Source organism: Algoriphagus namhaensis, from assembly GCF_042649705.1.
Lineage (GTDB): Bacteria > Bacteroidota > Bacteroidia > Cytophagales > Cyclobacteriaceae > Algoriphagus > Algoriphagus namhaensis.
In genome coordinates, this window is sequence record NZ_JBHRZS010000007.1 from 446,764 (window position 1) to 472,901 (window position 26,138).

The window sequence follows — 26,138 nt, forward strand, 5'->3', positions numbered from 1 at the left end:
TCGCTTTTACGCATATTTTCTCACAACACTTCCTGAATTTGATTCGCCTGATTACCTTTGCGCATGGCAGAACAAATCTTGATCCTCGATTTCGGTTCTCAGTACACTCAGCTCATCGCTAGACGAGTAAGAGAACTGAATGTTTATTGTGAAATCCACCCTTACAACAAAGTCCCTGAAATCACGGCTGATGTCAAAGGTGTTATCCTTTCTGGAAGTCCATGCTCCGTGAGAGATGAGGGCTCACCGGATTTAGATTTGGATGTGCTTCGAGGGAAACTTCCGCTTTTGGGAGTATGCTATGGATCTCAATTGCTGGCACAAAAGTATGGTGGTGAAGTTTTGCCTTCAGAAATCCGAGAATATGGCCGGGCCAATCTTTCACATCTAGATACCCATTTTGACCTACTCAAAGAAATGAGCCACGGTTCTCAAGTTTGGATGTCTCATGGTGATACCATTAAGGAATTACCGGTTAATTTTGAAGTGATTGCGAGTACGGACTCTGTACGCGTGGCAGCCTTCAAAGTGAAGGAAGAAGAGACTTATGGGATTCAATTTCACCCTGAAGTAACACATTCCACAGAAGGGAAAAATTTGCTTAGAAATTTCGTTGTAGGGATCTGTGGTTGTTCTCAGGATTGGACTTCTGACGTTTTCATTGATTCCACTATTGCAGAGCTTAAGACTAAGATTGGATCTGATAAAGTGGTCATGGGGCTATCCGGAGGGGTAGACTCTTCCGTAGCCGCCACATTGATTCATCGAGCCATTGGTGATCAGTTGACCTGTGTTTTTGTAGACAATGGATTGCTTCGCAAAAATGAATTCGAAGAGGTTTTGGACTCCTACAAGCATATGGGGCTAAACGTCATCGGTGTAGATGCCAAACAAAAGTTTTACGATGCATTGGCGGGACTATCTGAGCCAGAGGCAAAAAGAAAGGCCATTGGAAAAGCGTTTATCGAGGTTTTTGATGACGAAGCGCATAAAATCGAAGGTGTGAAGTGGCTAGGTCAAGGAACCATTTATCCAGATGTGATCGAGTCAGTATCGGTGAAAGGTCCTTCAGCGACTATCAAGTCGCACCACAATGTCGGTGGACTTCCTGATTTCATGAAATTGTCGGTGGTGGAGCCATTAAATACGCTTTTCAAAGACGAAGTTCGAGAAGTAGGAAGAGCTCTGGATATTGTGGAAACCATTATTGGAAGACACCCTTTCCCAGGACCAGGATTAGCCATACGAATCTTGGGAGACGTAACCGCAGAAAAGGTTGCGACGCTTCAGGAGGTTGATCATATTTTTATTAAAGGCTTGAAAGATCATGGACTTTATGATGAAGTTTGGCAGGCAGGTGCCATGCTACTTCCGGTGAATTCTGTTGGTGTCATGGGTGATGAACGGACGTATGAAAAGGTCGTGGCACTAAGAGCTGTGGGCTCTGTGGATGGGATGACAGCCGACTGGATTCATTTACCATATGAGTTTTTGGGCAAAATGTCCAACGAAATCATTAACCGTGTAAAAGGAGTGAATCGGGTGGTGTATGATATTTCTTCTAAGCCACCAGCAACCATCGAGTGGGAATAAACCACATGGTAGGCTTGAAATTTGTAAATTTTAAGAACCCGAGAAGCAATTTTCGGGTTTTTTAGTTTCTTCCTTCCCTTTACGGCCCAAACTTTGGGATTGAAAATTATGGGTTAAATTTGTCTTGAATTGCAACATCCTTTTAGCTTCCCCTCCATGAGAAGAATTCTTGTACTTATTTTCTTGATATGTTTTGGCCTTTCGGCCCAGTCTCAAAATTCGGTTCCGGTAGATTATCAAAATGCTTTGAATCAGTTGCAAGCAAAAAATTATGTGGCTGCTATCCCCGTTTTTCAAAAATACTTAGATGCCAGTTCCTATGGCCAATTGGCGGATTATTCTGCATATCATTTGGCGGAGGCACAGCTTGGATTGCAGGCATATTCCAAGGCGATTCCCATTCTTCAGCCTTTTGCTTCTAAATCTTGGAAAAATCAAAACGAGTCCAAGTACCTTCTTTCTTTGGCGTATTTTGGAAATGATCAGAATCTTGAGGCTCTGCGCTTGATTAAGGAGATTAAAGATGAAGAAATTTTAAAGAAAGCCGAGAATGCTAGCTTTGAAAATCTAAAAGCTGCTACACCGAGTTTTCTGGTTTCTAATTTGGATGAATTTAAGGAAAATGGAGGCTACCGGGGTGCGCTGAGAGTAGTACTTTCTTCCTCAACGGTTCTTTCAGCCACAGAGCGAGCGGCATTCTTTGAATTGAATGCCCAAAATGCTAATGACCCTTTGGCTAGAGACTTGATTTTGGATATTGCGGTGATGCTTCCATTCACTGGTAATGGATCGAGCGAAATTGCTACCGATGGCTTTGTCTACGAATTGTATGAAGGGATAGATTTAGGGGTTGAAGCGTTGAAGGCTCAAGGTGTAAAAATCAATGTCAGGACATTTGACACGAAGAGAGATCTTAATCAGGTTCAACAAATATTGAATGACCCGGTATTGAGTAGGTCTGACATTATTTTAGGACCAATCTATCCGGATGAAGTTGAGTTGGTCAGTGCGTTTGCTGAAAGCAAACAAATACCAATGGTTCATCCTCTTTCAAATCTTGCTGATCGATTTGAAAATCGAAAATTCACATATCTTTTTAGGCCTTCAGTAGAGTATTTGGCAGAGGGGATTGTGAGCTCTTTGAAAAAGCAAAATTGGGGCGATTCGGTAGCCATAGGTTCTGGTGGGAGTTCGCGTGATGTCAGATTGGCGGAGATTTTATCACAAAGACTGCCTGAGGAGGGATTTAAAATCGTGAGGAATGAGCGTGTTACCCCGAATAATATTCGAGACTTTTTGCAAGGAATTGGCATTCGATCTAGTTTGGATAGTGTGGCTGTAGATGCCAATCAGGTAATTCTGCTGACTGATAACCCAAATATTTCCCAGCCGGCATTTTTCCTGATGGAATCCGTGACTTCGACTGTACCCATTTTGGTGATGGACTCATGGCTAGGATTTAACTTCACCAATTTTGAAATGCTTGAGTTTCCCAATTTCTATTTTATTGGAAATAATTCGGTCAACTTCATGGGGGAGGCAATGCAAAACTTTAGAAACGGGTTTTATGAGCGATACAGTATATATCCTAGCGTAAATGCATCCACTGGCCGAGAGTTGGTTTACTGGGTGGCGGCAAACCTATCCGACTCCAAAGGGTTTGACTTTAGGAAGAACCTAGATCAAGCCGCATTTCAAAATGGGAGATTGTCTTGGGGCTTCAATTTCCAAAACAGTAATTCCAATCAATATGTCCCCGTCTTCAAATTGGAAATGGGCGAACTGAAACCACTAAACTAACCAATGAATATTTCTGAGAGTAAGCGGCTTTTTAACGAAGCACAAAATTTTATACCCGGAGGGGTTAATTCTCCTGTGAGAGCCTTTAAAGCAGTGGGAGGAAATCCACTTTTTATCAAAAAAGCAAATGGAGCCTATCTCTATGATGAGGATGGCAATCAGTATATCGAATTGATTAATTCCTGGGGTCCTATGATTTTGGGGCATAATCATCCGATGATTCGTGAGGCTGTGATTAAAGCGATGGAGGAGGGGACTTCTTTTGGTGCTCCTACTGCCAAAGAAGTAGAAATAGCCGAATTGATCGTCTCCATGGTACCTTCCGTGGAGAAAGTGAGAATGGTGAATTCTGGAACGGAGGCGACCATGTCTGCCATCCGAGTTGCAAGAGGATATACCGGAAGAGATAAATTCATCAAGATGGAAGGCCATTATCACGGCCACGGTGATTCATTTTTGATTGCAGCAGGTTCGGGAGCGATGACTATGGGTGATCCTGATTCGCCAGGGGTGACCAAAGGAACAGCAAAAGACACCCTGCTTGCGCCTTACAATAATTTAGAAGCCATTGAGAAGCTAGTTGAAGCAAATCGAGGGGAAATAGCAGCTCTTATTTTGGAGCCAGTACCTGGAAATATGGGGCTTTGTCTTCCCAACGAGGGCTACTTGCAAGGCCTTCGAGACATTTGTACTCGGGAAGGAATTGTCTTAATTTTTGACGAAGTCATGACAGGGTTTAGACTTGCCAAAGGAGGTGCTCAGGAGCTTTTCGGGGTGACACCTGATATGACTACCCTCGGAAAAATCATTGGTGGAGGAATGCCAGTGGGAGCTTACGGAGGTAAGAAGGAAATCATGGAGTTTGTTTCACCTTCGGGGCCAGTTTATCAAGCAGGTACGCTTTCTGGTAATCCTATCGCTATGGCAGCTGGATTGACTATGTTGAATCATTTGAACAGCCATCCAGAAGTGTACACTCGATTGAATGAAATTGGGCAAAAACTGACCGACGGAATCGGCAAAGTAAATCAGGAGTTAGGGCTAGATTACACCATAAACCTACTTGGAAGCATGTATTCCTTGTTTTTCACTAATGAAGAAATTCATGACTTTGAAACGGCAAAAAAAGCAAATACAGGGATGTTTGGGAAGTATTTTCAGGCAATGCTGCATCGCGGTGTTTATTTGGCACCAAGCCAATTTGAGAGCCTTTTCCTTTCTACAGCGCTGACTGATGAGTTGATCGAAACTATCGTCACCGCACACAAATCAAGTATTCAAGAAATTCATAAAAATCAATAAAAATGGCAGTAACCGTTTACGGCATAAAGAATTGCAACACCATGAAGAAGACTTTTGACTTTCTTCAGGAAAAAGGAGTGGATTTCAATTTCATTGATTACAAGAAGCAAAAACCTACCAAAGAATTGCTCAAAAGCTTTCTCGAAAAGACAGAGCTTTCTAGCTTGGTGAATAAGAAAGGCACGACTTTTCGAAAAATGTCCGATGAGCAAAAAGTAGCTTTAGAGAAAGAGGAGACGGCTTTGCCGATTTTGATTGAAAGTTCAAGTATGATAAAGCGTCCAGTGATTGTTTATGGAGATGGTTCCCTTTCGCTTGGTTTTGATGAGGAGGTTATCTCTTCGAAGATTTCTTAGTAAACAATCGTGTCAGTTGCCAATTTTGGTAACATGAAATCCCCGGTTTCCAATTCAAAAGAAAGTTTGACTTTCTCTTGGCTGGAGGCCGGGGTTTTAAATGCATAGACTTTTTCTAGAGATGGGTGACCGTCTAAAAGCCTCAGGTTTTCAATACTGATGTTGCTTGAATTCAGATAAATAATTTTCAAGTTCTGGTTATTGATCAGTAGCTCAAGATTCTCACCCGAAAGAGGGAGACTATTCAATTTGAGTATGGTAAGGTTTTCTAAAGTCTGAAGGGATTCAAGAATTTTGGAGGATGCTTTGGTTTCGCTTAGGTCCAAATAGGTAATATGACTGGATATACGATCTAAATAGCTCCAATCTTGATCTTGAAAGTCTGGGAAGTTGAGACAGCTAACCCGAAATAAGGGGCTGGCCAATGAGATATTCTCAATGAAAAATCCTCTTTCACGAATTTTTGAAATGCTATCTTCTGATACTTTTCCCAAAGTAGTTTCTGGATAAAATGGAATCTCTTCCCTTTCAAAAAAAGCCGAGACCAAGCTACTTGGTACTTTCGCTTCTCCTAGAGTTTTTTCCATTGATGCACCGCCTTCAATCCATGTTTTAATTAATTCGATTTCTTCCTTTTTAGGCTGTCTCTTTTCCTTAGGAGGCATGTGATCCTCATCTTCTTTGGGCAAGACCAGCCGGGCAAAAAGTGCGCTATTGGTTAAATTTCCATGAACCAAAACTTCTCCATTCTCTCCTCCGGAAAGTAGGCCCTTGGCCGTGGTGAGGTCTAATTCACCTTTTCTGTTTCTGGGATTGTGGCAGGATGTGCAGTTGTGATTGAGGATGGGCTGGATAGCACCTTCATAAAAAGCCAATTCCTCCCAGTTATCCTCTGGTAATTGGAGTGGTTTTGATTCTTCAAACTCCAACCCTAAACTTGCCTTTAACCCAGGAGGTAAAACTTCGATAAGATAGTCGTCACCATGGGTGATATTGCCACCAAAATGGCCAGTTGCCATGAGTAGCAGTAAGAGCCCAGCACTTTGAACTCTCAATCTGTTGTCTATTTCGGGCTGTTTCCGAAACTGGAAATAAAGCCATGCCGAGATGGCAATAGTGCTCCATCCTAGGATCAAATGAATTTGAACAGTTTCCCAAGAGTAGCCTTCATATCTATATTGCAAAAAACCGGAAATACCGGACAGTAAAGCGAAGCATGTGCCCACCAAAAATGCGATAGGAATTACGCCTTTAAATGAATTCTTTTCTTTCCCTGAAATGAAGATCAAAAGCACAGCAAAGAACAGGATGCCAATCGGTAAATGAACAAACAGTGGGTGAAACCTTCCGAAAAGGGGTAACAAGAATTCCATCTGATCAGGCTAAAATAGATTGAATCAATTGGCCTTCTACATCAGTAAGCCTGAAGGGTCTACCTTGAAAGTCGTAAGTAAACTCCTCATGGTTGAAACCCATGCGATCTAAGATTGTCGCATGAATGTCATGAACCGATACACGCTCATCTACCCCGCTAAATCCAAAATCATCGGTAATCCCATAGCTAGCCCCTTTTTTGATTCCGCCACCCGCCATCCACATGGTGAATGCTTCTCCGTGATGATCACGACCTTTCCAACCCTGAACCTTACCCTCACGATTTTCTTGCATGGGTGTACGTCCAAACTCTCCTCCCCAAACCACCAATGTTTCTTCAAGAAGACCTCTTTGCTTGAGATCGAGTAGTAAAGCTGTTACAGGTCGGTCGAGTTCTCGGCATTTATTTCGCAAGCCAAAGTCGACTGAAACGTCTTTGGCAGTGCCATGCGTATCCCAACCCCAGTCGTATAGCTGGACAAAACGAACACCTTTTTCAACAAGTTTTCGAGCCAGCAAGCAATTATTTGCAAATGATTCTTCACCAGGTTTGGTACCATAAAGCTCATGAATAGATTCAGGCTCGTCATTGATATTCATCACCTCAGGTACTTCGATTTGCATCCGATAGGCCATCTCGTATTGGTTAATTCGTGCCAAAGTTTCTGGATCTCCAAAATCTTGGAAGCTCTCCTCATTGGCAGCATTGATCGCCTCAATGACTGATTTTCTCATATTTCGGGTCATTCCTTCAGGGTCTTGAAGGTAAAGGACGGGATCACCTTTGGATCGACATTGCACTCCTTGATAGACGGATGGTAAAAAGCCAGATCCCCAAACACTTTTTCCGGCATCTGGAGTTTTTCCTCCTGATGTCAAAACCACGAAGCCTGGGAGATTTTGATTTTCAGTTCCAAGGCCATAAGTCACCCAGCTACCGATACTAGGCCTTCCTAATCTTGGACTACCCGTTTGCATAAATAGCTGAGCGGGTCCATGATTGAATTGATCGGTGTGAACAGCTTTTAAGAATGAAACTTCATCCACCACGGTAGAAAAATGTGGTAAATAATCAGAGACCCAAGCCCCTGATTCTCCATGCTGTGCAAACTTGGCTTGTGGCCCAAGAATACTCGGCACTCCTCTAATAAATGCAAACTGACGGCCTTCAAGTAGGGATGCTGGGCAGTCTTTTCCATCGTATTTGACAAGTTCAGGTTTATAGTCAAATAGCTCCAACTGAGAAGGAGCTCCGGCCATATGGAGATAAATGATTGATTTTGCTTTTGGGGCAAAAGGTGGTGGTAGCGGAGCCAATGGATTCAGATCTCGTTCTGAAAGGTTCAATCCAGCTGGTTTTTTCGGGTTACCCGGCTCGCATCCAAATAACAAAGGAGCCATCGCAAGCCCTCCCATTTTGGTTACACAATCCATTAGAAAGTGTCTTCGGGTTTGGTTTTGCAGTTTTTGCTGCGAAAGTTCTGCTAAAAGCCTTTCGAGTTGATTCATATCAGGGCTTGGTTAGAAATTCATCTAAATTCAACAAAGCATTTGCCACCAAAGACATGGCTGCTTGCTCTGGGCTTACCACTTCATCTTGAATACCGAAGAAATTACTTAGTAGTTCAGGTTCTGCTTGAAAAGACTCAAGGCCTTCCGCATATAAAGAAGCCATCGCCTCTAATTTTGATTCGGAGATTTCCGTCCAGACAAGCTTCTTGTAGCCGAAAGCGATGGATGTTTTAGGGTCATTTGGTGCTTCAGCAACCATTTCCTTGGCAAGGTGAAATGCCGCCTCTAAGAATACAGGATCATTTAGAGTCACCAAAGCCTGCAGCGGTGTATTTGTTACAATTCTTCTACTTAGACATACTTCCCGGCTTCCAGCATCAAAAGTCGCCATGGAAGGGTAGGGGCTTGTTCGCTTGAGGAATGTGTAAACACCACGTCTGTATCTGTCTTCGCCCTCAGCTTCCACCCAAGATTCTCCGTTGTATACTGTCTGCCAAATTCCTTCGGGCTGAGGAGGCATCACGGGTTTTCCATACATTTTCTTGCTCAGCAAATCACTTACTGCTAAAGCTTGGTCTCGCACCTGTTCTGCCGAAAGTCTAAATCTTGGGCCACGAGCATACCATTTATTCTGTGGGTCTTTTGAATAGATTTCTGGAGTAATGGCTGAGCTTTGTTTGTAGGTTTCGGAAGTGACAATTTCTCGAATGAGGGCTTTCATACTCCAATCGTGATCGTGCATGACTGTCCAGGCCAAATAATCCAACAATTCTGGATGTGATGGCGGATCGGATTGAGTTCCCATATCTTCGAGCGAACTCACGATTCCTCTGCCAAAAAGCTGATCCCATATCCGATTGACAAATGTTCTTGCCGTTAATGGGTTTTTCTTATCCACTATCCACTTTGCGAAGCCTAGCCGATCATTCTGAATTTCGGTCTCGATTGGGTTAAGGTTGTCAGGAAGAGATGGGTTTACCCGATCACCCTTGATCATCCAGTTTCCTCGCTCGAAAACGTTTGTCTCTCGAGTCATGTAGGCAGGATTCTCAATCAAAATGGGGAGTGTGGTTGGATTAGAATTGATCAGCTTATCCCAAGAATTTTGAATAGCTTGAAATCCACTTAATTCCTTGCCAGGTAGGCTGGGTACAAAGGCAAACCAAACCACAGTAATAGCTGTTTGCTGGGGTTTTGCATTTGGGCTATCCATCTCTAGGTACAAATCATTCATTCCTTCAATCCGTGGGAATGGGATGGTTCGGGTCTTTGTACCAGAACTATTGATCGAAATTTTGCTCAAAATTTCGCCTTCAGGACCGCCATTTCTTATCGTTAATGTACTTCCCTCAACTCCAGACCTGTAATTCATCAGGAGTTGGTCTGCACCCTGTGTGTTTATATTTCTAAGATAGCAGGATCCGTTATCCTGCATTCCTAGCCATTTAGTATCAATGAGCTCAGCATTGACATACTCTTCGGCAATGTGAGAGGCATATTTCGGTTCTTGGAAAGTGAGGAAATTTTTCACTTGCCTTGCAGCATTTTCTCCTTTTTCATCTTTTACCCAAGTGACAACCTTTTCGAGTTCCATTTGATCTTCAGGATCATAGAATCTCAGTTTTGGCTCCTCATCATGTGTGTCTTCGTCTCTGCTATTATTAAAGTAAGCCGCTGATTCATAAAACTCCTCATGTCGAATTGGATCATAAGGATGGCTATGGCATTGCACACAAGCCATGGTCGTACTTTGCCAAACTTCATAAGTAGTACTGACTCTATCCAAAACGGCTGCCACTCGATACTCCTCATTGTTGGTGCCGCCTTCGTCATTATTCATGGTATTACGATGAAAGGCTGTAGCAGTCAATTGGGCGATGGTGGGATCAGGTAAAAGGTCTCCGGCTAGTTGCTCAACGGTAAACTCATTGAAGGGCTTATCTTCATTGAAAGCTCGAATTACCCAATCTCGATATGGCCACATGGTTCGCTTGACATCTCTTTCATAGCCCTTAGTGTCAGCATATCTGGCTAGATCCAGCCACCAAGCAGCCCATTTTTCACCATAAGATGGTGAATTCAAAAGTTGCTCAACGGCGTCTTCATAGTCTAATTGCCCAGATTGAACAGCCTTCATCAATTCCGTGGTGGGAGGCAAACCAGTAATGTCAAGTGCAGCCCTTCGTAAGAGTAAATTTAAATTAGCTTGAGGAGAGGGCTTTAGTCCTAATTGGGCCAATTTTTCTTGGATAAAAATATCAATAGGTTTGATTGGTTGGTCTACTTGGCCATCCACAAGTGAAGCCTGGCTAGCGGTATTGGGTAATTTTGGCTTAGAAACAGGGATATAAGCCCAATGCTCTCCCCATTCTGCTCCTTGCTTAATCCATTTTCTCAAAAGATTTATTTCTTCTTCAGAGAGGGGCGGCTTTTGATAGGGCATTCTAATTTCTGGATCAGAAGCGGTAAGTCTTTTGATCAATTCACTCCCATTGGGATCGCCAGGTATGATAGCAGGATGACCAGATTCGGTGTTCGCGAGAGCTTCTTGTTCAAAAAGAAGTGAGAATCCACCATTCTTTTTGACTCCTCCATGGCACGTGATACAATGCGTATTGAGAATGGGCTTGATTTGAGTGCTGAAATCCACTTTCTCTTCTTGATTCCAAAAGAAATATAGAAGGGTAAATCCAATTACCGAAGAAAGAAGTATGGCAAGTCTGGAGCGAGTCATTTTTATGTTATAACTAGCTCAAAATAGGTAAATATTTAGGTATTTAGAAATTCTGACTTTCATAGGGCTATTTCAAAAAGGATAAAAAAAATCCCTCAATTCGATCGAGGGATTTAGATGATATTAGAACTTGTAATTTGGAAGATTTTCAAGAATATCTTTAGTCATTGCGTCTAGATCAAAATCAGGTTTCCATCCCCAATCTTGTCTGGCATGTGAATCGTCAATGCTATCTGGCCATGAGTTGGCTATTTCTTGACGAAAATCGGGATGATACTCTATTTCAAATCCTCGGATATGCTTTTTTATACTTTCGTAAATCTCCTCTGGGGAAAAAGTCATGGCAGCAAGATTGTAGCTCGATCGAATCTTTACAGCTTCTCTAGGGGCGTTCATTAGGTCTAAAGTTGCTTTGATTGCATCAGGCATGTACATCATCGGGAGTAACGTGTCCTTTTCCAGAAAACAATCGAAAGTCTCGCCAGCTAGGGCTTTATGATAAATATCAACGGCGTAATCTGTGGTTCCTCCTCCCGGAAGCGATTTATAGCCAATCAATCCAGGATATCTTAGGCTACGGACGTCTACACCATATTTATTGAAGTAATACTCGCACCAACGTTCACCCGCTTGTTTAGAAATGCCATAGATCGTGTTGGGTTCCTTCACACAATACTGAGGGGTGTTAACTTTTGGTGTATTTGATCCAAAAACAGCAATAGAAGATGGCCAATACACTTTATCCAATTTGTATTCGCGGGCAATTTCTAAAATAGAAAGAAGGCTTTCCATGTTTAGATTCCATGCAAAAAGTGGCTTTTTTTCTCCTACTGCAGACAGAACAGCAGCTAGGTGATAGATTTGCGTGATTTTTTCCTTTTTGACCAAGGATCGAAGGCGGTCGCTATCCATTACGTCCAATGCTTCAAACCGGCAATATCCAAATTTCGCTTGTGAAGATTCTTGTAAATCAGTAGCGATAACTGAGTCTCCACCAAATTGATCGGCTAAGGCTTTGGTGAGTTCAGAGCCGAGCTGGCCTCCAGCTCCTATAATTAAGATTTTTTCCATGAAATTGCTTTCAAAGTGACCCAACAGACAGCTTCGGGTTTTTGTTTATATTTGGGTTTGCAAGGGCAAAACTAACAAAAAACAGTTCATCTCGAGGGATTTTTGACAAATGGGAATCCTTGAATTTTAAGAAATCAATTTAATTTATGTACGATACTTTAAAACCCAAATTAGAGAAGGAGTTACGCGAAATAGAGGAGGCTGGTCTTTTCAAAAAAGAGCGAATTATCACCTCTCCTCAAAGTGCAAATATTACCATAGCCGGTGGTAAAGAAGTGTTGAACTTTTGTGCCAACAACTACTTAGGTCTATCTTCTCACCCTAAGGTAATCGAGGCTGCTAAGGCTACGATTGATACACATGGCTTTGGACTTTCTTCGGTACGATTCATCTGCGGTACTCAAGATATACATAAGACACTAGAGAGAAAGATTTCGGAATTTCTCGACACCGAAGACACCATACTCTATGCTGCTGCATTTGATGCAAACGGTGGTGTGTTTGAGCCTATTCTTGGTCCTGAAGATGCTATTATTTCTGATGCTTTGAATCACGCGTCAATTATTGATGGAGTGAGGCTTTGTAAGGCTATGCGATTCAGGTATCAGCACAATGATATGGCGGACTTGGAAAAGCAGCTTCAGGATGCAGATGCTAAGGGAGCTCAACAAAAAATTATTGTGACAGACGGAGTCTTCTCAATGGATGGTACAATCGCTCAGTTGGATAAAATTGTAGAACTAGCAGAAAAGTACCATGCCTTAGTGATGTCGGATGAGTGCCATTCTACTGGATTTATGGGTAAAACAGGCCGTGGAGTTCATGAACACTGTGGAGTAATGGGAAAAATAGACATCATTACGGGTACTCTGGGAAAAGCTCTTGGAGGAGCATCTGGGGGATTCACTTCTGGTAGAAAAGAGATTATTGAACTTCTTCGTCAAAGATCTAGGCCTTACTTGTTTTCGAATACTTTAGCACCTTCGATCACCGGTGCGTCGATAGCTGTATTGGATCTACTTTCTGAGACCACTGAACTCAGGGATAAGTTGGAATCCAACACAACTTATTTCCGTGAAAAAATGAATGCTGCAGGCTTTGATATTAAGCCAGGTAGCCACCCGATTGTACCGGTAATGTTGTATGATGCGGTTTTATCTCAAAAGATGGCAGAGAAGCTATTGGAGAAGGGGATTTATGTCATCGGATTCTATTATCCAGTAGTTCCAAAAGGACAAGCTCGTATTCGAGTTCAAATATCTGCGGGTCATGAGCGAGAACATTTGGATCAAGCTATTGCAGCTTTTATAGAAGTTGGAAAAGAACTTGGAGTAGTTTAAAAAAATGAAAAGGCCAAATTCAATTGAATTTAGGCCTTTTTTATGACTTGCTAGTCATTGCCATTTTTCGCTTTTTCATGGCTTCATAAGATTCAAGATTTTCAAATCTACTATCGATTTCTACGTTGTGGAGATAATCATTCAGTATTTCTCGAAGATCTTGGAAGGAAAGATTGTGTAGCACCTTTCCGTTTTTGGCCATGGAAATCTGACCAGTTTCTTCAGATACAATCAAGATGATGGCATCCGTAGCTTCTGACATGCCTATCCCTGCTCTATGCCGTAGGCCGAACTGTGCGGGAACCTCGCGCTCCGTAACAGGCAAAATACATCTCGCGGCTTTGATTTTTCCTCCATGGATAATCACAGCACCATCGTGAAGCGGAGAGTATTTATTGAAAATGGAGATGAGTAAACGTTTGGAAAGATCTGCGTCCAAGATATCGCCACTCTCCGCATAAAATTTGAGCTCTGTACTTTTAGAAATCACCATCAGAGCTCCTGTATTTCCTCCCGCAAGGGTTTTCGCAGCATCAACAATTGGTGAAATATTGAAATTTCTCACTTCTCTTTTCTTCCAAAAGAAAAGTAGATTTTTAAGAGCATTGTCTTCAGATAAAAGCGAAGATCGACCTATCAAAAGAAGAAATTTTCGAATTTCTGGCGCAAAAATAATGATCGCAGCTATCACACCTACTCCCATAAACTGACCCAGAATAGATGATAATAACTCCATCCGGAGAGCTCCAACGAGAAGATAAATCAGATAGATGGAGAGGAATCCCAAAAAAATCTTGATGGCAACACTTCCCTTCAGCAGCTTATAAATTTGGTATAGCAATGCAGCCACCAAGCCAATATCTATCATACTGACGATGGATACTTCTAAGAATCCAATTTTGAATAAAAGGCTCAAGGGTAAAGTTTCTTATATAGTTCTATCGTTTCTTTAGCTTCTTTAACGTCATGGACTCGCAGCAAGTTCGCACCTTGACATAATGAATACATATGTAAAGCTGTGCTACCGTTTAGTGCTTCATCCGCTGCCACTCCGAGCGTTTTGTAAATCATTGATTTTCTAGAAACCCCAACCAACAGAGGTTTGTCTAGGGTTTTGAAATGCTGAAGATTTTTCAGCAGATAAAAATTCTGATCTACAGTTTTGGCGAATCCAAATCCTATATCAATAATAACATCATTAATGCCAAATTTTTTACAATCCTCTAATTTTTCAGAGAAATAGTACAAAATATCTTGAATTATGTTGTCATAACTCGTGTGATGCTGCATGGTTTGGGGATTTTCCCGCATATGCATGGCAATATAGGGCACACCAAGATCGCCGACTGTCGCCATCATTTCAGGATCAAGTTCACTTGCAGAGATATCATTGACGATATGAGCGCCACTGCATATGGCTTCTTTTGCAACTTTTGACCGAAAGGTATCAATTGAAATAGTGGTTTCGGGAAACTCTTTTGAAATCCACTCAATTGCAGGAATGACCCTGTCTATTTCTTCATTAATAGAAATCTCACTTGCACCTGGACGCGTACTATAGCCTCCTAAATCCAAGATATCGACTCCTTCTAGGATCATTATCCCGATTTTCTCTTTGAATAAATCTGAATTTGCAGAAGTCCGGCTGCCCTCGTAAAAACTATCCGGTGTCAGATTAATGACTCCCATGATTTTGGGTCTATCCCAGATGCTTAACCTTCCACCCAGATTGACTGTAATGTTTTGCGGAAATGGCTTATCTTCGATTTTTAATCCTAGATCCAAAGCTGAAAAATTAATTTAATAAAAATTGGAGACCCAAACGAGCAACGAATATACAGAAGTAATCAGCCGTTGTAAAGAGCTCTTTCGAAAGAAAACCATAGATTATGGTACGGCATGGCGAGTTTTGAGACTTTCGTCGATCACAGATCAAATTTTCATTAAAGCCCAGCGGATTCGATCCATACAAGAGAAAGGTAGTCAGAAGGTTGATGATCCCATTATTGACGAATTCGTAGCCATCGTGAATTATTGCCTCATCGCCTTGATTCAGATCAGTCTTGCTGACGAAGAGGACTTGTCTATTTCATTCGAAAAGCTTGAACCGCTATACGATCAGTGGGCACGTGATACCAAGGGACTTTTGGAAAACAAGAATCACGATTATGGGGAAGCTTGGAGGGACATGCGAGTCAGTTCAATGACCGATATCATATTGATGAAACTACTCCGAGTAAAACAGATTGAAGATAATCAAGGAACAACTTTGGTCTCTGAAGGGATAGAGGCTAATTATCAGGATATGATCAATTACGCAGTTTTTTGTCTAATCAAATTAGGGTATCATGGTTAAGGAAGGATTTCTTTGGACACTTCGAATCTTAGTAGGAGGTCTTTTTATTTTTTCAGGTTTGATCAAAGTGAACGACCCTGTGGGTACTTCCATTAAACTTGAAGAATATTTCGATGTGTTCTCCAATGATATTGCGGGTTTTTTCTTTTACCTCAAACCGTTTGCACTGTATATCGCTGTCTTTCTTGTGGTCATCGAAGTGGTACTTGGAGTGATGTTAATCTTGGGAGTGAAAAGTCGGTTTACAGTATGGTCCCTTGCGGGAATGATCGTTTTCTTTACTTTTTTGACCTTCTTTTCGGCCTATTTTAATAAAGTGACAGACTGCGGCTGCTTTGGTGACGCCATCAAATTAACCCCATGGGAGTCCTTCTACAAAGATCTCATTTTGGTAGTGTTGATTGGGATACTTTTTCTTTTCCAAATGGACCTGCCGAAAAGTTCTCCCAAATGGGCCAATGTATCTGTTATGCTAATCGGTATCATAGCCCTTTCACTTTCTATTATTGCCATTCGCAATCTCCCTTTTATTGATTTTAGAGCGTATAAAGTTGGTGTGGATATCGAACAAAACATGCTTCCTTCCGCACCGCTTCAATATGATTATGTGATGAAGAAAGGAGAGGAGACCCTAGTGTTTGATCAATACCCCAGTGACGAGAGCTTAGAGTTTGTAGAAATGAAGCTAAAAAACCCTGAAGCACTTCCAAAAATCTCGGACTTTGCAGCTTGGAATTCCGACGGAGATTTCTCACCGCAGCTTTTTGTGGGAAATAAGCTCGTATTTCTAGTCAGCAATTATTTGAAAATGAACGAGGCTTCGCTCGTCAAATTCGATGAGCTTTTCAGCAATTTAAGTAATGCACCGATTGAGCTAGTGGTTATGGCTGCTGCTACGGAGGAAGAGATCGGTGCTTTGATCACCGAAAGAAATTGGAATGCAACGGGGGTACAAGCTGATGCCACTGTGGTAAAAACTATGATCCGTTCTAATCCTGGGCTTATGGCCATTAAAGAAGGAGTAGTGATTGGTAAATTTCACTTTAATAATGCTCCAGATGCTTCTTCAGTTCTTGATTTATTTGTGAAATGAAAGTAGTACTTGTTGGACTTCCTGGCTCTGGAAAGAGTACTTTTGGAAGACAGTTGGCTAGTGCATTGCAAGTTGATTTTTATGATCTCGATCAGTTGATCGAAGCGCGCCAGCATCTTTCAATTCAAGAAATTTTCACTCTGAAAGGTGAGGTGGGTTTTAGGAGTATTGAATCCGAAATTCTGCGAGAGGTTATGAATAGAGACGATTCATTTGTCTTAGCTTCCGGGGGTGGAGCACCCTGCTTTCACGAAAATATGAGCCTCATCAATTCCTTAGGGACTTCGGTTTATTTGGATCTTCCATTAAAATCCATTGCCAGTAGACTTAGTAGCTCAAGGCAATCCACCAGGCCCATGTTCGCCGGTTTGGGGAAAGAAGATGTTTTGCTAAAACTTCAAGATCTGATCAAGGAGCGTGAGGCTTTTTATAATCAGGCAAAAATAAAGCTCAGCGGAGAAGACTTTTCCGCTGAGCTATTGATTTATGAATTGGCGCGGGAGCTTAAAAACTAATTCCGAAAGTTAGGTATCCTGAAGTAATACTGTTTTCCAGAAATGTGGATGGTCCAATATTATTATTATTCTCATCCAGCACTTGGTAGCTTCGATAGAGGCCATCATTTTGTTGATTGATTAGGGCAAAATCAATAGATATGTTTTTAATTCTTACGCCCACTCCACCCGAGATTTGCTGAGTGCTTCGATCAATATCAGAGTCAAGGAAAGGATCCCCAAATTGAGCATATCCACCACGAAGCCTAAACTTATCTATAACAAACTCTGCCCCCACACGGAAGTTGATAGTGCTTCCGTAGAGATTATTGATCACATCATTGTCAGGAGAGGTGTTAAAATCATTCGAGTTTAAATTAGCATTGCTATAGTCTACCCAATCTACATCGGCACTGATAAAGCCATTTTTTCCAAGGAAGAAAGTGGTACCACCACCAATTCTTAAAGGGGTGTTGAGATTATATCGGTTGAGAAATAAATCAGTCGCAGCCTCTTCAGTTCCTAAGACAATATCCTCGGGTTCAAATAGATAATTGTTGTAATTAGCGACGGTGCTCGCTCCATATTCTTCATTCAGCTGATACCAAGTGGGGCTTTGGAAATTGAAGCCGATATTCCAGTAGTCTATTGGTTTATAGATTACTCCAAAATTTAAATTTACTCCCGTACCATTGATGAACAAGTTTTCCGCAACCGAAGAGTTGAGAAGTGGTTCATCAAAAAATTCTTCAGAATAAATTTTTCTTGAGCTAAAAGACAGAGTCCGAATTCCCAAGGAAGCGCCTACAAACAACTTATGATTAAAATTGGCACCATAAGCAAAAGTCATTTGACTAGCGCTCCCTTCTTGTACGATAGATTCGTCCTGAAATGGAAAGCCAAGTACAAATGAATCGTACGTATCTGGGTTGGGAATTGGGTTTCCGTTTTCGTCAGTTGTAATCGGATTAATTTGGTAAGTCAAATAGGCAAGGCCAGTTAAACCAAAGGATTCAATCTGACTTTCGCGTACACCAAATGCATCTTGAATGTAAAAGTCAAGGATAGAAGTCTCACCTATTTCATCACTAAAGTATCCATATTCAGTATTAAAGTTTGCAATTCTTTGGAAACTAATACCAAAAGAACCACCCTTAAACCCACTTGAATTTAAAATATCGTTTTTAGGATTGGCCATCACAAAACTCAAGTTTGGAACATAGAAGTTTGGTGTGGAATATGATCTCTGTTGACCCAAAAACGTGGTGTTCACAGAGGTGTTGGTATATCCCAATGTGGCGCTAGCTTCAGATGATCTGAAAAAACCAAGTCCTGCGGGATTTCCTGATATATTAGAGACATCACCTCCCAGTGACCACTGTGTGCCTCCTATGGCCATTATCCGGGCTGAGCCTGATGGATTGTTTTGGCTGAACCGCAATGCATCTTCAAAGTATCCGCTCTGTCCAAAAGAACTTTGTAATATAAAAAAGCTGAATACTAGAGAAAGAAGGAAAATTCTCATTGGATGAATTTTTGATTTATTTATAAAACGGAAAATAATTACGGAAAGGTTTATTTGAGCAAAAAAAAAGGGGAATTAATTTCCCCTTCCTCCGCCTCTGGATCCTCCTCCAGAGCTGCTACGTGATACACCTGAACTTCCTCCGCTGGATCTACTTCCACCAGTGGACATACTTCCACTAGATCTGCCTGAACTTGGAGGAGGACTATAAGTCGATCTTGTCGATGTTCTACTTGGTGTGCTATATCTTGTTGTTCCCGTATTACTACGTGAGTTGGTACCTGAATACGATCTACTGTATGAGTTTGAGGATCTACCATAGGTCGGAGTAGAAGCGGATCTTCTACTGTAAGATGGGCTTGATCCTCGTGACATACTTCCCGTATTCGGTGAATAAGCTGATCTCGAATCTCCTCTTGAATAAGCAGATCTAGGAGACGTAGCTGATCTAGTAGATGGCACCGCAGTACTTCGTCTAGTCGCATTGGTACGGCTCGAAGCGGCCGAATTCACATTTCGACCGGTTGAACTTGACAGTCTAGATCTTGAAGAATTGTAGTAATCATTCTGAGAAGAGCTAAAATCTCTAGCTGCAGTCCTAGCTGAGCTTGAATTCACGACACTTCTGTTTGAATTAGTCCCAGCAGCTGCAGCATTTCTTCTCGCTTCTGCTCTTGCCGTATTTGGAAGGGCCGCAGAGCTAGAATTACCAGCAAGTGAAGCTCCTCGAGTAGGTCTTGGGCCACGAACAACTTGTCTGCCACCCAGTTCTCCGCCAGGAAGAACATAAATAGGAGGACCATAACCATATCCAGGATAACCCCATCCAAAGCCAGGTGCTCCCCAACCGTACATGGGCATTCCCCAACCGTAAATTGGCATTCCCCATCCAAATCCAGGCATTCCCCAGCCGAGGCCGATGTTTGGTCCCCAGAAGGGTGAACCCCATCCGAAGCCAAATCCAATACCCACACTCAAACCTGGTCTGAAACCCCAAGAAGGACCCCAGAAAGGATCATAAAAACCACCCATTCCCCATGGGCTAAACCCTCCCATGAAGCCGATGTTCATGGAAAAGCTTGGATTAAATCCAGTGTTGCCTAGCGGTGCAGAATAATAGTTATTATAAACGTCAATATTAGGATTACCTTCTTCCTGAATTCCAGTGCCTTCATCAAAATAAACCATATCGTCTCCTTCAGAGGGGACATCAGCTTGATATTTTGCGATAAAATCTGGGTTTACATTTTTTGAGCTAAAATTTTCTTGCTCGAAAGACTCAGCAGGGATACTAGCCAATGATTCGAATGAATCTGGATTATTGTTTTGTACAGCATATTCTGTGGCCAGTTTAAGATCTGAAGCCATAAAATATACATTGTCAGCACCAGTGGTTGCCATCTGACTTGAACTGCACGAGGCTAGTATCACAGATGCTGCTACTAGGGAACTGGAAAGGATATGAATTTTCTTCATTGGTAACTTTGGTTGACTCTTTACTTATACGAGTTCAAGGGGCTAGGGTTATTTTTTTGACTTATATTTGCCCAGCATATTTAAGCAAAAATAACATCAATTCCTGTTTCCACAAATAATAATGAGTAAAGGACTTCCAAAACGTAGCGAAGATTATTCCCTTTGGTACAACGAGTTAGTAAAAAGAGCAGACCTTGCCGAAAATTCAGCTGTTAGAGGCTGTATGGTGATCAAACCTTATGGGTTTTCGATTTGGGAAAAAATGCAAGCTGAACTTGATCGAATGTTTAAAGAGACCGGTCATACGAATGCTTATTTCCCACTTTTTATACCGAAATCTTATCTCAGCAAGGAGGCCAGCCATGTGGAGGGCTTTGCAAAAGAGTGCGCTGTAGTCACTCATTATCGTCTTAAAAACTCAGATGATGGTAAAAGTGTCATTGTAGATCCTGATGCGAAGTTGGAGGAAGAATTGATAGTTCGCCCAACATCCGAAACCGTCATCTGGAGTACCTATAAAAATTGGGTTCAGTCATATCGAGACCTGCCACTTTTGATTAATCAGTGGGCCAATGTGGTAAGATGGGAAATGCGCACTCGCTTATTTCTACGAACTGCGGAGTTTCTCTGGCAAGAAGGTCACACTGCCCATGCCACAGCTGAGGAAGCAGTAGAAGAGACTGTCCAAATGATGAATATTTATGCCCAGTTTGCTGAAGAATTTATGGCTCTTCCCGTAGTGAAGGGGATCAAAACTGAGAGTGAGCGATTTGCTGGTGCGGTAGAAACTTACTGTATTGAGGCAATGATGCAAGATGGGAAAGCACTTCAAGCTGGGACGTCTCATTTTCTTGGACAAAATTTCGCAAAAGCTTTTGATGTCAAGTTTGCCACTAAAGAAGGTGGTCTAGATTACGTTTGGGGTACCTCTTGGGGTGTAAGTACAAGACTCATGGGTGCATTAATCATGGCTCACTCAGATGATAATGGGTTGGTTTTACCTCCTAAATTGGCTCCTTTCCAAGTCGTAATAGTTCCGATTTACAAAGGGGATGAAGAGTTGGCACTGGTTTCTGAGAAAGCGAATGAAATAATGGCTGAGCTTAGGAAGGTAGGTGTTTCTGTAAAATTTGATAATAGAGATACGCATAAACCAGGATGGAAATTTGCCGAATATGAACTCAAAGGAGTACCAGTAAGAATTGCTATAGGACCTAGAGATTTGGCCAATAATACTATTGAAATCGCAAGACGAGATACGCTAACTAAAGAACAATTTGACCTTTCAACGCAGCCTATAGCTGAGAAAATATCTAGTCTCCTCGAGATTATCCAGAATGATATTTACAATTCTGCGCTCTCATTTAGAAATGAAAAAACCACTGAAGTAAATTCTTGGGAAGAGTTTAAAGATGTTTTAGAAAACAAGGGAGGATTCATTTCGGCCCATTGGGATGGAACCCCAGAAACCGAAGATAAAATCAAAGAATTGACAAAGGCTACCATTCGATGTATACCAATTCATCATGAAGAGGAGGAGGGGAAATGTGTCTATTCTGGCAAACCTTCGAGTAAACGTGTGTTGTTTGCAAAGTCTTATTAATAATTAACCCGGTTGATCCGGGTTTTTTTTGGTTTGATCCATTATTTCTCATTTGGAATCGCCTATTTTAGAGAAACAAAATTTCTACTCATTTGACAATTCTTGTCCTTTCTACACTTTTGATCATTGGACTTATCCTAATCCTCGCTGAGGTGATATTCGTCCCTGGAACCACATTTGTCGGAATTTTTGGCCTTGTGATTAGTTTAGCTGGAGTGGCTTTTGCTTTTGCTAATTTTGAGTCAGGGACAGCCTGGTTTATTACGGGAGTGGCATTTCTTCTGAATTTCGCAGGCATAGTCTATGGCTTTACTTCTGGTGTTTGGAATAAATTTGCCCTGAAGAATACCCTTAAGGGAGGAACCTTTGATGGAAGAACTGGCGGGCTGTATTTGGGTATGGAAGGAAAAGCTATTTCGGACCTGAAGCCAGTCGGAAAGGCATCTTTTGGGGATAATATTTATGAGGTTAAATCTGAGGGTGGCTTTATCACTGTCGGATCAAAAGTGGAAATCATTAAAATTGACAACAATATAATTTTAGTTAAATAGCTATGGATCTTTCAAATTCAACATTTGTACTGATTGCGGCGTTTGCCGGGGTCGTTCTTTTCTTTATTTTTCTGTACTTCGTTCCAGTTAATCTCTGGATTACAGCACAGTTTTCAAACGTCCGTGTTGGCCTTTTGGAATTGGTTGGAATGAGGATTCGAAAGGTGCCGCCAAGCGTCATCGTTAATTCTATGATTACAGCAACCAAAGCAGGACTAGAATTGACAACTAATGACTTGGAAACACACTTCCTTGCAGGAGGAAATGTCCCCAATGTCATTCGAGCGCTTATTTCAGCTGATAAAGCCAATATTTCGCTCAGCTTTAAACAGGCTACAGCCATTGATCTTGCCGGCAGGGATGTCTTTGAGGCTGTGCAGATCTCGGTAAACCCTAAAGTGATCAACACGCCAAATGTGGCTGCTGTAGCAGCGGATGGGATACAATTGATCGCTAAGGCACGAGTGACTGTGCGTGCAAATATTGCTCAGTTAGTAGGTGGAGCAGGTGAGGAGACTATTTTAGCTAGAGTCGGTGAAGGAATTGTGACCTCCATTGGTTCGGCTGCCAATCACAAAAGCGTTCTTGAAAACCCAGATAAAATTTCAAAACTCGTATTGGAGAGGGGCTTGGATGCGGGAACAGCATTTGAAATCTTATCCATTGACATTGCGGATATTGATGTGGGGACCAATATTGGTGCAAAACTTCAAATCGATCAGGCATCTGCCGATCTGAAAGTGGCTGAAGCCAAAGCGGAGGAGCGTCGAGCTATGGCTGTGGCCCTTGAGCAGGAGATGAAAGCGAAAAATGTAGAGATGCGTGCGAAAGTGATTGAAGCTGAAGCAGAAGTACCTAAAGCACTTGCAGAAGCATTTCGATCTGGTAATCTTGGAGTTATGGATTATTACAAAATGGAAAATATCAAATCGGATACTTCGATGAGAGACTCCATCGCCGATTCCGATTCGAAATCGGGTTCCGGATCGAAAGGAAAATAAAAAATAAAGGGGCCTAAGCCCCTTTATTTTTCTTCTTTTTGGAATTTTCTGGGGTTGCAATCACGACAGGAACAAATTCGCTTTTGAGTAAAATCTGATTGTTTTCAACGTCAAGGATAATTTCGTCATAAGCGATTGGCAAAACAATTTCGCCTTTGTCATTGGACATACCCACCTGATTCTCTTTGGTAAGTAGAATCATATTTTGGGAGATACTTTGAATCGCATCAAATTCAACGTTCAGGATTTCATTTCCGTCGCGATCGATCATTCCTGTACTCCCATTCACTTCTACTATGAACAAGTCATTTTCCAGCCTCATCATATTATCAAATGGCTTGGTGGTGAGCTCTTGACCGGATCGATCAATCAATACTTTCGTTCCATTCTTTTCAGCGATGGCAACACCATTTTTGAAGGGTTTTATGGAACTCCAATTCGGAGCAGTGATGACATCTCCTGAGTAGTCTAGAATTCCAAAATTCCCGGCATTGGCATAAGAAGCCCGTCCTTCAGAGAGCAACTGAATTTCATCAAACTCGGGTTGAATCTGCCAGTGACCGGTACTATTCAAGCCCCCCATTTTTCCTTCTTTTTGAGCTGGAAAAAGATTTTCGGATCCTGGGAATATTTTATCAACTTCAGCAATTGGGCGAATCAGCCAGCCTTTTTGTCCTAATAATCCAACCTTTTGGTCACGTAAATAGACATTGTAGGATTCATCACCCACAGGTATTACTTTGTCAAGTCCCACAGTATCCAAAAGAATACCATCCTCATCCATTACTCGTCGCAATTTCCCATGAATGTATTCTAGCATCAAATCTCCTTCACGGGTGATCTCATGAAAGCTATTATACCGGATGTCGCCATTCTTTTCTGTGCCTTCTATCAGAAGATATTGGCTCTCATCAAAACCATAAAAGAAATTGCCTTTGTTGTGCTCCAACCTATCCAAAACAGGCCTCAAAATGTAATCTCCCTCGCGATTGATGAGCCCCAGACCAGTTGTTTCTTTGGCCAGAAGAAAGTCGCTTTCATTCTCGCTAAGCATTTCATACGGTTTGGTTGGGAACTTGGATAGTGGTAAATAATAGGCACCGTTTCTTTTGGTAATCACCATTCCCGTATGGGTGATTTTAGCCTCTTCCAGCTCGCCGAGTGATGTTGTCTTACCGGATCCTCTCTCAAATAAAAAGTACTCCTTTCCTTTTCGCGCTAGTAGAAAGTTGAAATAAGTCTGAATCTCATCATATAGGTTGTCGAGATTCTTCTGTCCATATTCATGGTATGCGCCTAAGCCATCTTGGCCTTTTACAATGATCCAAGGTGCAAGATATTGATAGACTTCATCTGCTTCTATTTTGACTGAAGGTTTTAAGTCGCCGGAAAGTAGAAAAAGACTACTGTCCATATGTCCAATTCTAACCGTCTCACTCAGAAGTTCAATGTGATCGTAAATAACTCTTGATTGCAATTCGAGTTTTGAATTGTAGACTTCCCAAGACTGTGCCTGAGAGAGCAAAGAAGTGATAATCAAAGAAAAAGTGAGCAGGGTTTTCGTCATGTTTTTTTTCATAGAAGCATTTATTTCTTCAAACTGAAAATGACCAAAAGCTTCCTTTTGGTCATTCTACTCTATTTTTTTTCTTGATTTAATTTGAGGTTTTCTCTCTATTCAGATCAAAAATATCTGAAATGATTTCGATCATTTCTTCTGCCTGATCTTTTTGGCATGCTGCTTTCAATTGCACTACGGGCACTTTCAAAATTTTCTGCATCATACTTTTGGTGATGCGGTCCACCATTTCAAACTCCTTCTTGTCGGCTTTCTTCAAGAATCTGCTCAGCTCTTCTTGTCGAATTTGCTCAAGAGACTCCTTCAACTTGTTAATGGTCGGAGAGACCATCATTTCTTTCTTCCAACTGTAGAATTCTTCAATAGTTTCCTCGATGATTTCCTCTACACGTGGAATAGCAGCGAGACGTTTTTCAAGTGCTTCACTTGTTTTGCTTCGAATATTATCCACATTGTATAAAATCACACCTGGAACGTCTTCTACGGAGGTTTCCACACTTCTAGGAACAGAAAGATCTACAAAAAGCTTATAGCTGCGAATATCAAAACTCTTGATTATTTCTTTGGTGATGAAAGGATCCTTTCTCATAATGGAGGAGACCACCACATCAGCTTCTGCCATAGCTTCATGACAATTTTCAAAATCTACTACTTCGAAGTTTAATTCTGCCGCGAGTGCTTCCGCCTTTGATCTTGTTCTATTGGTCACCTTGATTTTGGCGTCAGGGAGATAGATCATGTTTTTGGCCACATCCTCACCTATTTCTCCAACTCCTATCAGGAGAATTCTAGGCTGGAAAGTATTGGCAGTAATGCTCTCAATTAGTTCAATGGCTGCGTAAGAAAGTGATGCAGCTCCATCTCGAAAGCTAGTTTCTTGAACGATTCGCTTATTGGTAAAGAATACCGTATGCATCAACCTATGCAAGAAAGGTCCCGCCATATCCAGATCTGCCGAAGCCTGATAGGCTCGCTTCACTTGGTTTGAAATCTGGATGTCACCGATTACTTGAGCTTCAAGACCCATGGAAACTCGGAACAAATGATTGATTGCATCACGGTCCGATTCGAAAATCTCAAAATAATTCAGATAGCTGACAATATCAGGAAGTCCCTTTTCTAAACCAACCAATTTGATGATCTCTGTGCTCAGGTCTAGCTCATGACTATAATATACCTCAGTACGATTACAGGTTGATAGAATCAAGGCATCTCCCAAACTGAAGAAGTCCTTCAATTTCAAGAGGATACTGTGAATCGCCTGCTCATCAAGAGCAATGATTTCTCTGATCTGAACTGGTGCTGTTTTATGGGATAAACTTAGGGCTCGAAACTTATTCTGCATACTAGCTTACTTGACCTTCAAAGTTAATAGAGA

The 26,138-nt window shown here is 41.7% G+C and carries 21 protein-coding genes; 11 read left to right on the top strand and 10 right to left on the bottom strand.

Features of this window, described 5'->3' with window-relative positions; genetic code table 11:
• Positions 1-63: 63 nt before the first annotated feature.
• From guaA to ACFOSV_RS10265, 4 genes are all read left to right on the top strand, one after another.
• On the top strand, positions 64-1,593 hold the full coding sequence (guaA, locus tag ACFOSV_RS10250; RefSeq protein ID WP_377905918.1) for a glutamine-hydrolyzing GMP synthase: 1,530 nt from the start codon (positions 64-66) through the stop codon (positions 1,591-1,593).
• Positions 1,594-1,749: 156 nt separating this feature from the next.
• Positions 1,750-3,393: an amino acid ABC transporter substrate-binding protein gene (locus ACFOSV_RS10255; RefSeq protein ID WP_377905919.1), complete on the top strand. Its 1,644-nt coding sequence runs from the start codon at positions 1,750-1,752 to the stop codon at positions 3,391-3,393.
• Between the two features lie 3 nt (positions 3,394-3,396).
• Positions 3,397-4,695, top strand: coding sequence for a glutamate-1-semialdehyde 2,1-aminomutase (hemL, locus tag ACFOSV_RS10260; protein WP_377905920.1), 1,299 nt, complete (start codon positions 3,397-3,399; stop codon positions 4,693-4,695).
• 2 nt (positions 4,696-4,697) lie between these two features.
• Entirely contained in the window at positions 4,698-5,051 is a 354-nt protein-coding gene (locus tag ACFOSV_RS10265) for a Spx/MgsR family RNA polymerase-binding regulatory protein (RefSeq protein ID WP_377905921.1), read from the top strand.
• Here ACFOSV_RS10265 and ACFOSV_RS10270 read toward each other — a convergent pair.
• The 4 genes from ACFOSV_RS10270 to ACFOSV_RS10285 form a co-directional block, all read right to left on the bottom strand.
• Positions 5,048-6,424 (bottom strand): c-type cytochrome domain-containing protein, encoded by a 1,377-nt coding sequence (locus tag ACFOSV_RS10270; RefSeq protein WP_377905922.1) that lies wholly within the window; start codon positions 6,422-6,424, stop codon positions 5,048-5,050. The genes ACFOSV_RS10265 and ACFOSV_RS10270 overlap by 4 nt on opposite strands.
• Positions 6,425-6,428: 4 nt before the next feature.
• Positions 6,429-7,934 (bottom strand): DUF1501 domain-containing protein, encoded by a 1,506-nt coding sequence (locus ACFOSV_RS10275; protein ID WP_377905923.1) that lies wholly within the window; start codon positions 7,932-7,934, stop codon positions 6,429-6,431.
• 1 nt (position 7,935) lies between these two features.
• Entirely contained in the window at positions 7,936-10,671 is a 2,736-nt protein-coding gene (locus tag ACFOSV_RS10280) for a DUF1553 domain-containing protein (protein WP_377905924.1), read from the bottom strand.
• A gap of 123 nt (positions 10,672-10,794) precedes the next feature.
• Positions 10,795-11,742: an NAD-dependent epimerase/dehydratase family protein gene (locus tag ACFOSV_RS10285; RefSeq protein WP_377905925.1), complete on the bottom strand. Its 948-nt coding sequence runs from the start codon at positions 11,740-11,742 to the stop codon at positions 10,795-10,797.
• Between the two features lie 146 nt (positions 11,743-11,888).
• Between ACFOSV_RS10285 and kbl the strand changes: the two genes are divergently transcribed.
• A complete protein-coding gene (gene kbl, locus ACFOSV_RS10290) occupies positions 11,889-13,082 on the top strand; it encodes a glycine C-acetyltransferase (protein ID WP_377905926.1) in 1,194 nt (397 codons plus the stop codon).
• 40 nt (positions 13,083-13,122) lie between these two features.
• On the opposite strand, the gene cdaA is transcribed toward kbl, so the two are convergent.
• Together cdaA and folP are read right to left on the bottom strand one after the other, a co-directional pair.
• Entirely contained in the window at positions 13,123-13,998 is an 876-nt protein-coding gene (gene cdaA / locus ACFOSV_RS10295) for a diadenylate cyclase CdaA (RefSeq protein ID WP_377905927.1), read from the bottom strand.
• Entirely contained in the window at positions 13,995-14,867 is an 873-nt protein-coding gene (folP, locus tag ACFOSV_RS10300) for a dihydropteroate synthase (RefSeq protein ID WP_377905928.1), read from the bottom strand. The genes cdaA and folP overlap by 4 nt, the downstream gene beginning before the upstream one ends.
• A 25-nt stretch (positions 14,868-14,892) precedes the next feature.
• Here folP and ACFOSV_RS10305 point away from each other — a divergent pair, with 25 nt between their 5' ends.
• Genes ACFOSV_RS10305 through ACFOSV_RS10315 form a run of 3 tightly spaced genes read left to right on the top strand, consistent with a single transcriptional unit; the run spans position 14,893 to position 17,046 of the window.
• Positions 14,893-15,438, top strand: a complete 546-nt coding sequence (locus tag ACFOSV_RS10305) for a DUF1599 domain-containing protein (RefSeq protein WP_377905929.1) — start codon at positions 14,893-14,895, stop codon at positions 15,436-15,438.
• Positions 15,431-16,531, top strand: a complete 1,101-nt coding sequence (locus ACFOSV_RS10310) for a BT_3928 family protein (RefSeq protein ID WP_377905930.1) — start codon at positions 15,431-15,433, stop codon at positions 16,529-16,531. The genes ACFOSV_RS10305 and ACFOSV_RS10310 overlap by 8 nt, the downstream gene beginning before the upstream one ends.
• Positions 16,528-17,046: a shikimate kinase gene (locus ACFOSV_RS10315; protein ID WP_377905931.1), complete on the top strand. Its 519-nt coding sequence runs from the start codon at positions 16,528-16,530 to the stop codon at positions 17,044-17,046. Before ACFOSV_RS10310 ends, ACFOSV_RS10315 begins: the two co-directional genes overlap by 4 nt.
• Here ACFOSV_RS10315 and ACFOSV_RS10320 read toward each other — a convergent pair.
• A complete protein-coding gene (locus ACFOSV_RS10320; protein ID WP_377905932.1) occupies positions 17,036-18,550 on the bottom strand; it encodes an OmpP1/FadL family transporter in 1,515 nt (504 codons plus the stop codon). The two genes, ACFOSV_RS10315 and ACFOSV_RS10320, sit on opposite strands and share 11 nt — an antisense overlap.
• Positions 18,551-18,625: 75 nt before the next feature.
• Positions 18,626-20,026 carry a hypothetical protein gene (locus ACFOSV_RS10325; protein WP_377905933.1) on the bottom strand — a complete coding sequence of 467 codons (1,401 nt, stop codon included), beginning with the start codon at positions 20,024-20,026 and terminating at the stop codon, positions 18,626-18,628.
• Between the two features lie 121 nt (positions 20,027-20,147).
• On the opposite strand from ACFOSV_RS10325, the gene proS reads away from it, so the two are divergent.
• The 3 genes from proS (at position 20,148) to floA (ending at position 23,181) form a co-directional block, all read left to right on the top strand.
• Positions 20,148-21,629 (top strand): proline--tRNA ligase, encoded by a 1,482-nt coding sequence (gene proS, locus ACFOSV_RS10330; RefSeq protein ID WP_377905934.1) that lies wholly within the window; start codon positions 20,148-20,150, stop codon positions 21,627-21,629.
• 92 nt (positions 21,630-21,721) lie between these two features.
• Complete coding sequence (locus ACFOSV_RS10335; protein WP_377905935.1) at positions 21,722-22,180, top strand: NfeD family protein; 459 nt, start codon at positions 21,722-21,724, stop codon at positions 22,178-22,180.
• A gap of 2 nt (positions 22,181-22,182) precedes the next feature.
• Positions 22,183-23,181, top strand: coding sequence for a flotillin-like protein FloA (floA, locus tag ACFOSV_RS10340; RefSeq protein WP_377905936.1), 999 nt, complete (start codon positions 22,183-22,185; stop codon positions 23,179-23,181).
• A gap of 13 nt (positions 23,182-23,194) precedes the next feature.
• On the opposite strand, the gene ACFOSV_RS10345 is transcribed toward floA, so the two are convergent.
• Together ACFOSV_RS10345 and hemA are read right to left on the bottom strand one after the other, a co-directional pair.
• Positions 23,195-24,748, bottom strand: a complete 1,554-nt coding sequence (locus ACFOSV_RS10345; protein ID WP_377905937.1) for a WG repeat-containing protein — start codon at positions 24,746-24,748, stop codon at positions 23,195-23,197.
• An 88-nt stretch (positions 24,749-24,836) separates the two neighbouring features.
• Positions 24,837-26,105 (bottom strand): glutamyl-tRNA reductase, encoded by a 1,269-nt coding sequence (hemA, locus tag ACFOSV_RS10350; protein WP_377905938.1) that lies wholly within the window; start codon positions 26,103-26,105, stop codon positions 24,837-24,839.
• Positions 26,106-26,138 lie beyond the last annotated feature (33 nt).

Bases quoted from the DNA above. Each gene is read 5' to 3' on its own strand.
- ACFOSV_RS10270 (WP_377905922.1), bottom strand. From the start codon at position 6,424: ATGGAATTCTTGTTACCCCTTTTCGGAAGGTTTCACCCACTGTTTGTT.
- ACFOSV_RS10265 (WP_377905921.1), top strand. From the start codon at position 4,698: ATGGCAGTAACCGTTTACGGCATAAAGAATTGCAACACCATGAAGAAG.
- proS (WP_377905934.1), top strand. From the start codon at position 20,148: ATGAGTAAAGGACTTCCAAAACGTAGCGAAGATTATTCCCTTTGGTAC.
- guaA (WP_377905918.1), top strand. From the start codon at position 64: ATGGCAGAACAAATCTTGATCCTCGATTTCGGTTCTCAGTACACTCAG.
- hemA (WP_377905938.1), bottom strand. From the start codon at position 26,105: ATGCAGAATAAGTTTCGAGCCCTAAGTTTATCCCATAAAACAGCACCA.
- kbl (WP_377905926.1), top strand. From the start codon at position 11,889: ATGTACGATACTTTAAAACCCAAATTAGAGAAGGAGTTACGCGAAATA.
- ACFOSV_RS10315 (WP_377905931.1), top strand. From the start codon at position 16,528: ATGAAAGTAGTACTTGTTGGACTTCCTGGCTCTGGAAAGAGTACTTTT.
- ACFOSV_RS10345 (WP_377905937.1), bottom strand. From the start codon at position 24,748: ATGACGAAAACCCTGCTCACTTTTTCTTTGATTATCACTTCTTTGCTC.
- ACFOSV_RS10310 (WP_377905930.1), top strand. From the start codon at position 15,431: ATGGTTAAGGAAGGATTTCTTTGGACACTTCGAATCTTAGTAGGAGGT.
- ACFOSV_RS10285 (WP_377905925.1), bottom strand. From the start codon at position 11,742: ATGGAAAAAATCTTAATTATAGGAGCTGGAGGCCAGCTCGGCTCTGAA.
- hemL (WP_377905920.1), top strand. From the start codon at position 3,397: ATGAATATTTCTGAGAGTAAGCGGCTTTTTAACGAAGCACAAAATTTT.
- floA (WP_377905936.1), top strand. From the start codon at position 22,183: ATGGATCTTTCAAATTCAACATTTGTACTGATTGCGGCGTTTGCCGGG.
- ACFOSV_RS10280 (WP_377905924.1), bottom strand. From the start codon at position 10,671: ATGACTCGCTCCAGACTTGCCATACTTCTTTCTTCGGTAATTGGATTT.
- ACFOSV_RS10320 (WP_377905932.1), bottom strand. From the start codon at position 18,550: ATGAGAATTTTCCTTCTTTCTCTAGTATTCAGCTTTTTTATATTACAA.
- ACFOSV_RS10275 (WP_377905923.1), bottom strand. From the start codon at position 7,934: ATGAATCAACTCGAAAGGCTTTTAGCAGAACTTTCGCAGCAAAAACTG.
- ACFOSV_RS10325 (WP_377905933.1), bottom strand. From the start codon at position 20,026: ATGAAGAAAATTCATATCCTTTCCAGTTCCCTAGTAGCAGCATCTGTG.
- ACFOSV_RS10255 (WP_377905919.1), top strand. From the start codon at position 1,750: ATGAGAAGAATTCTTGTACTTATTTTCTTGATATGTTTTGGCCTTTCG.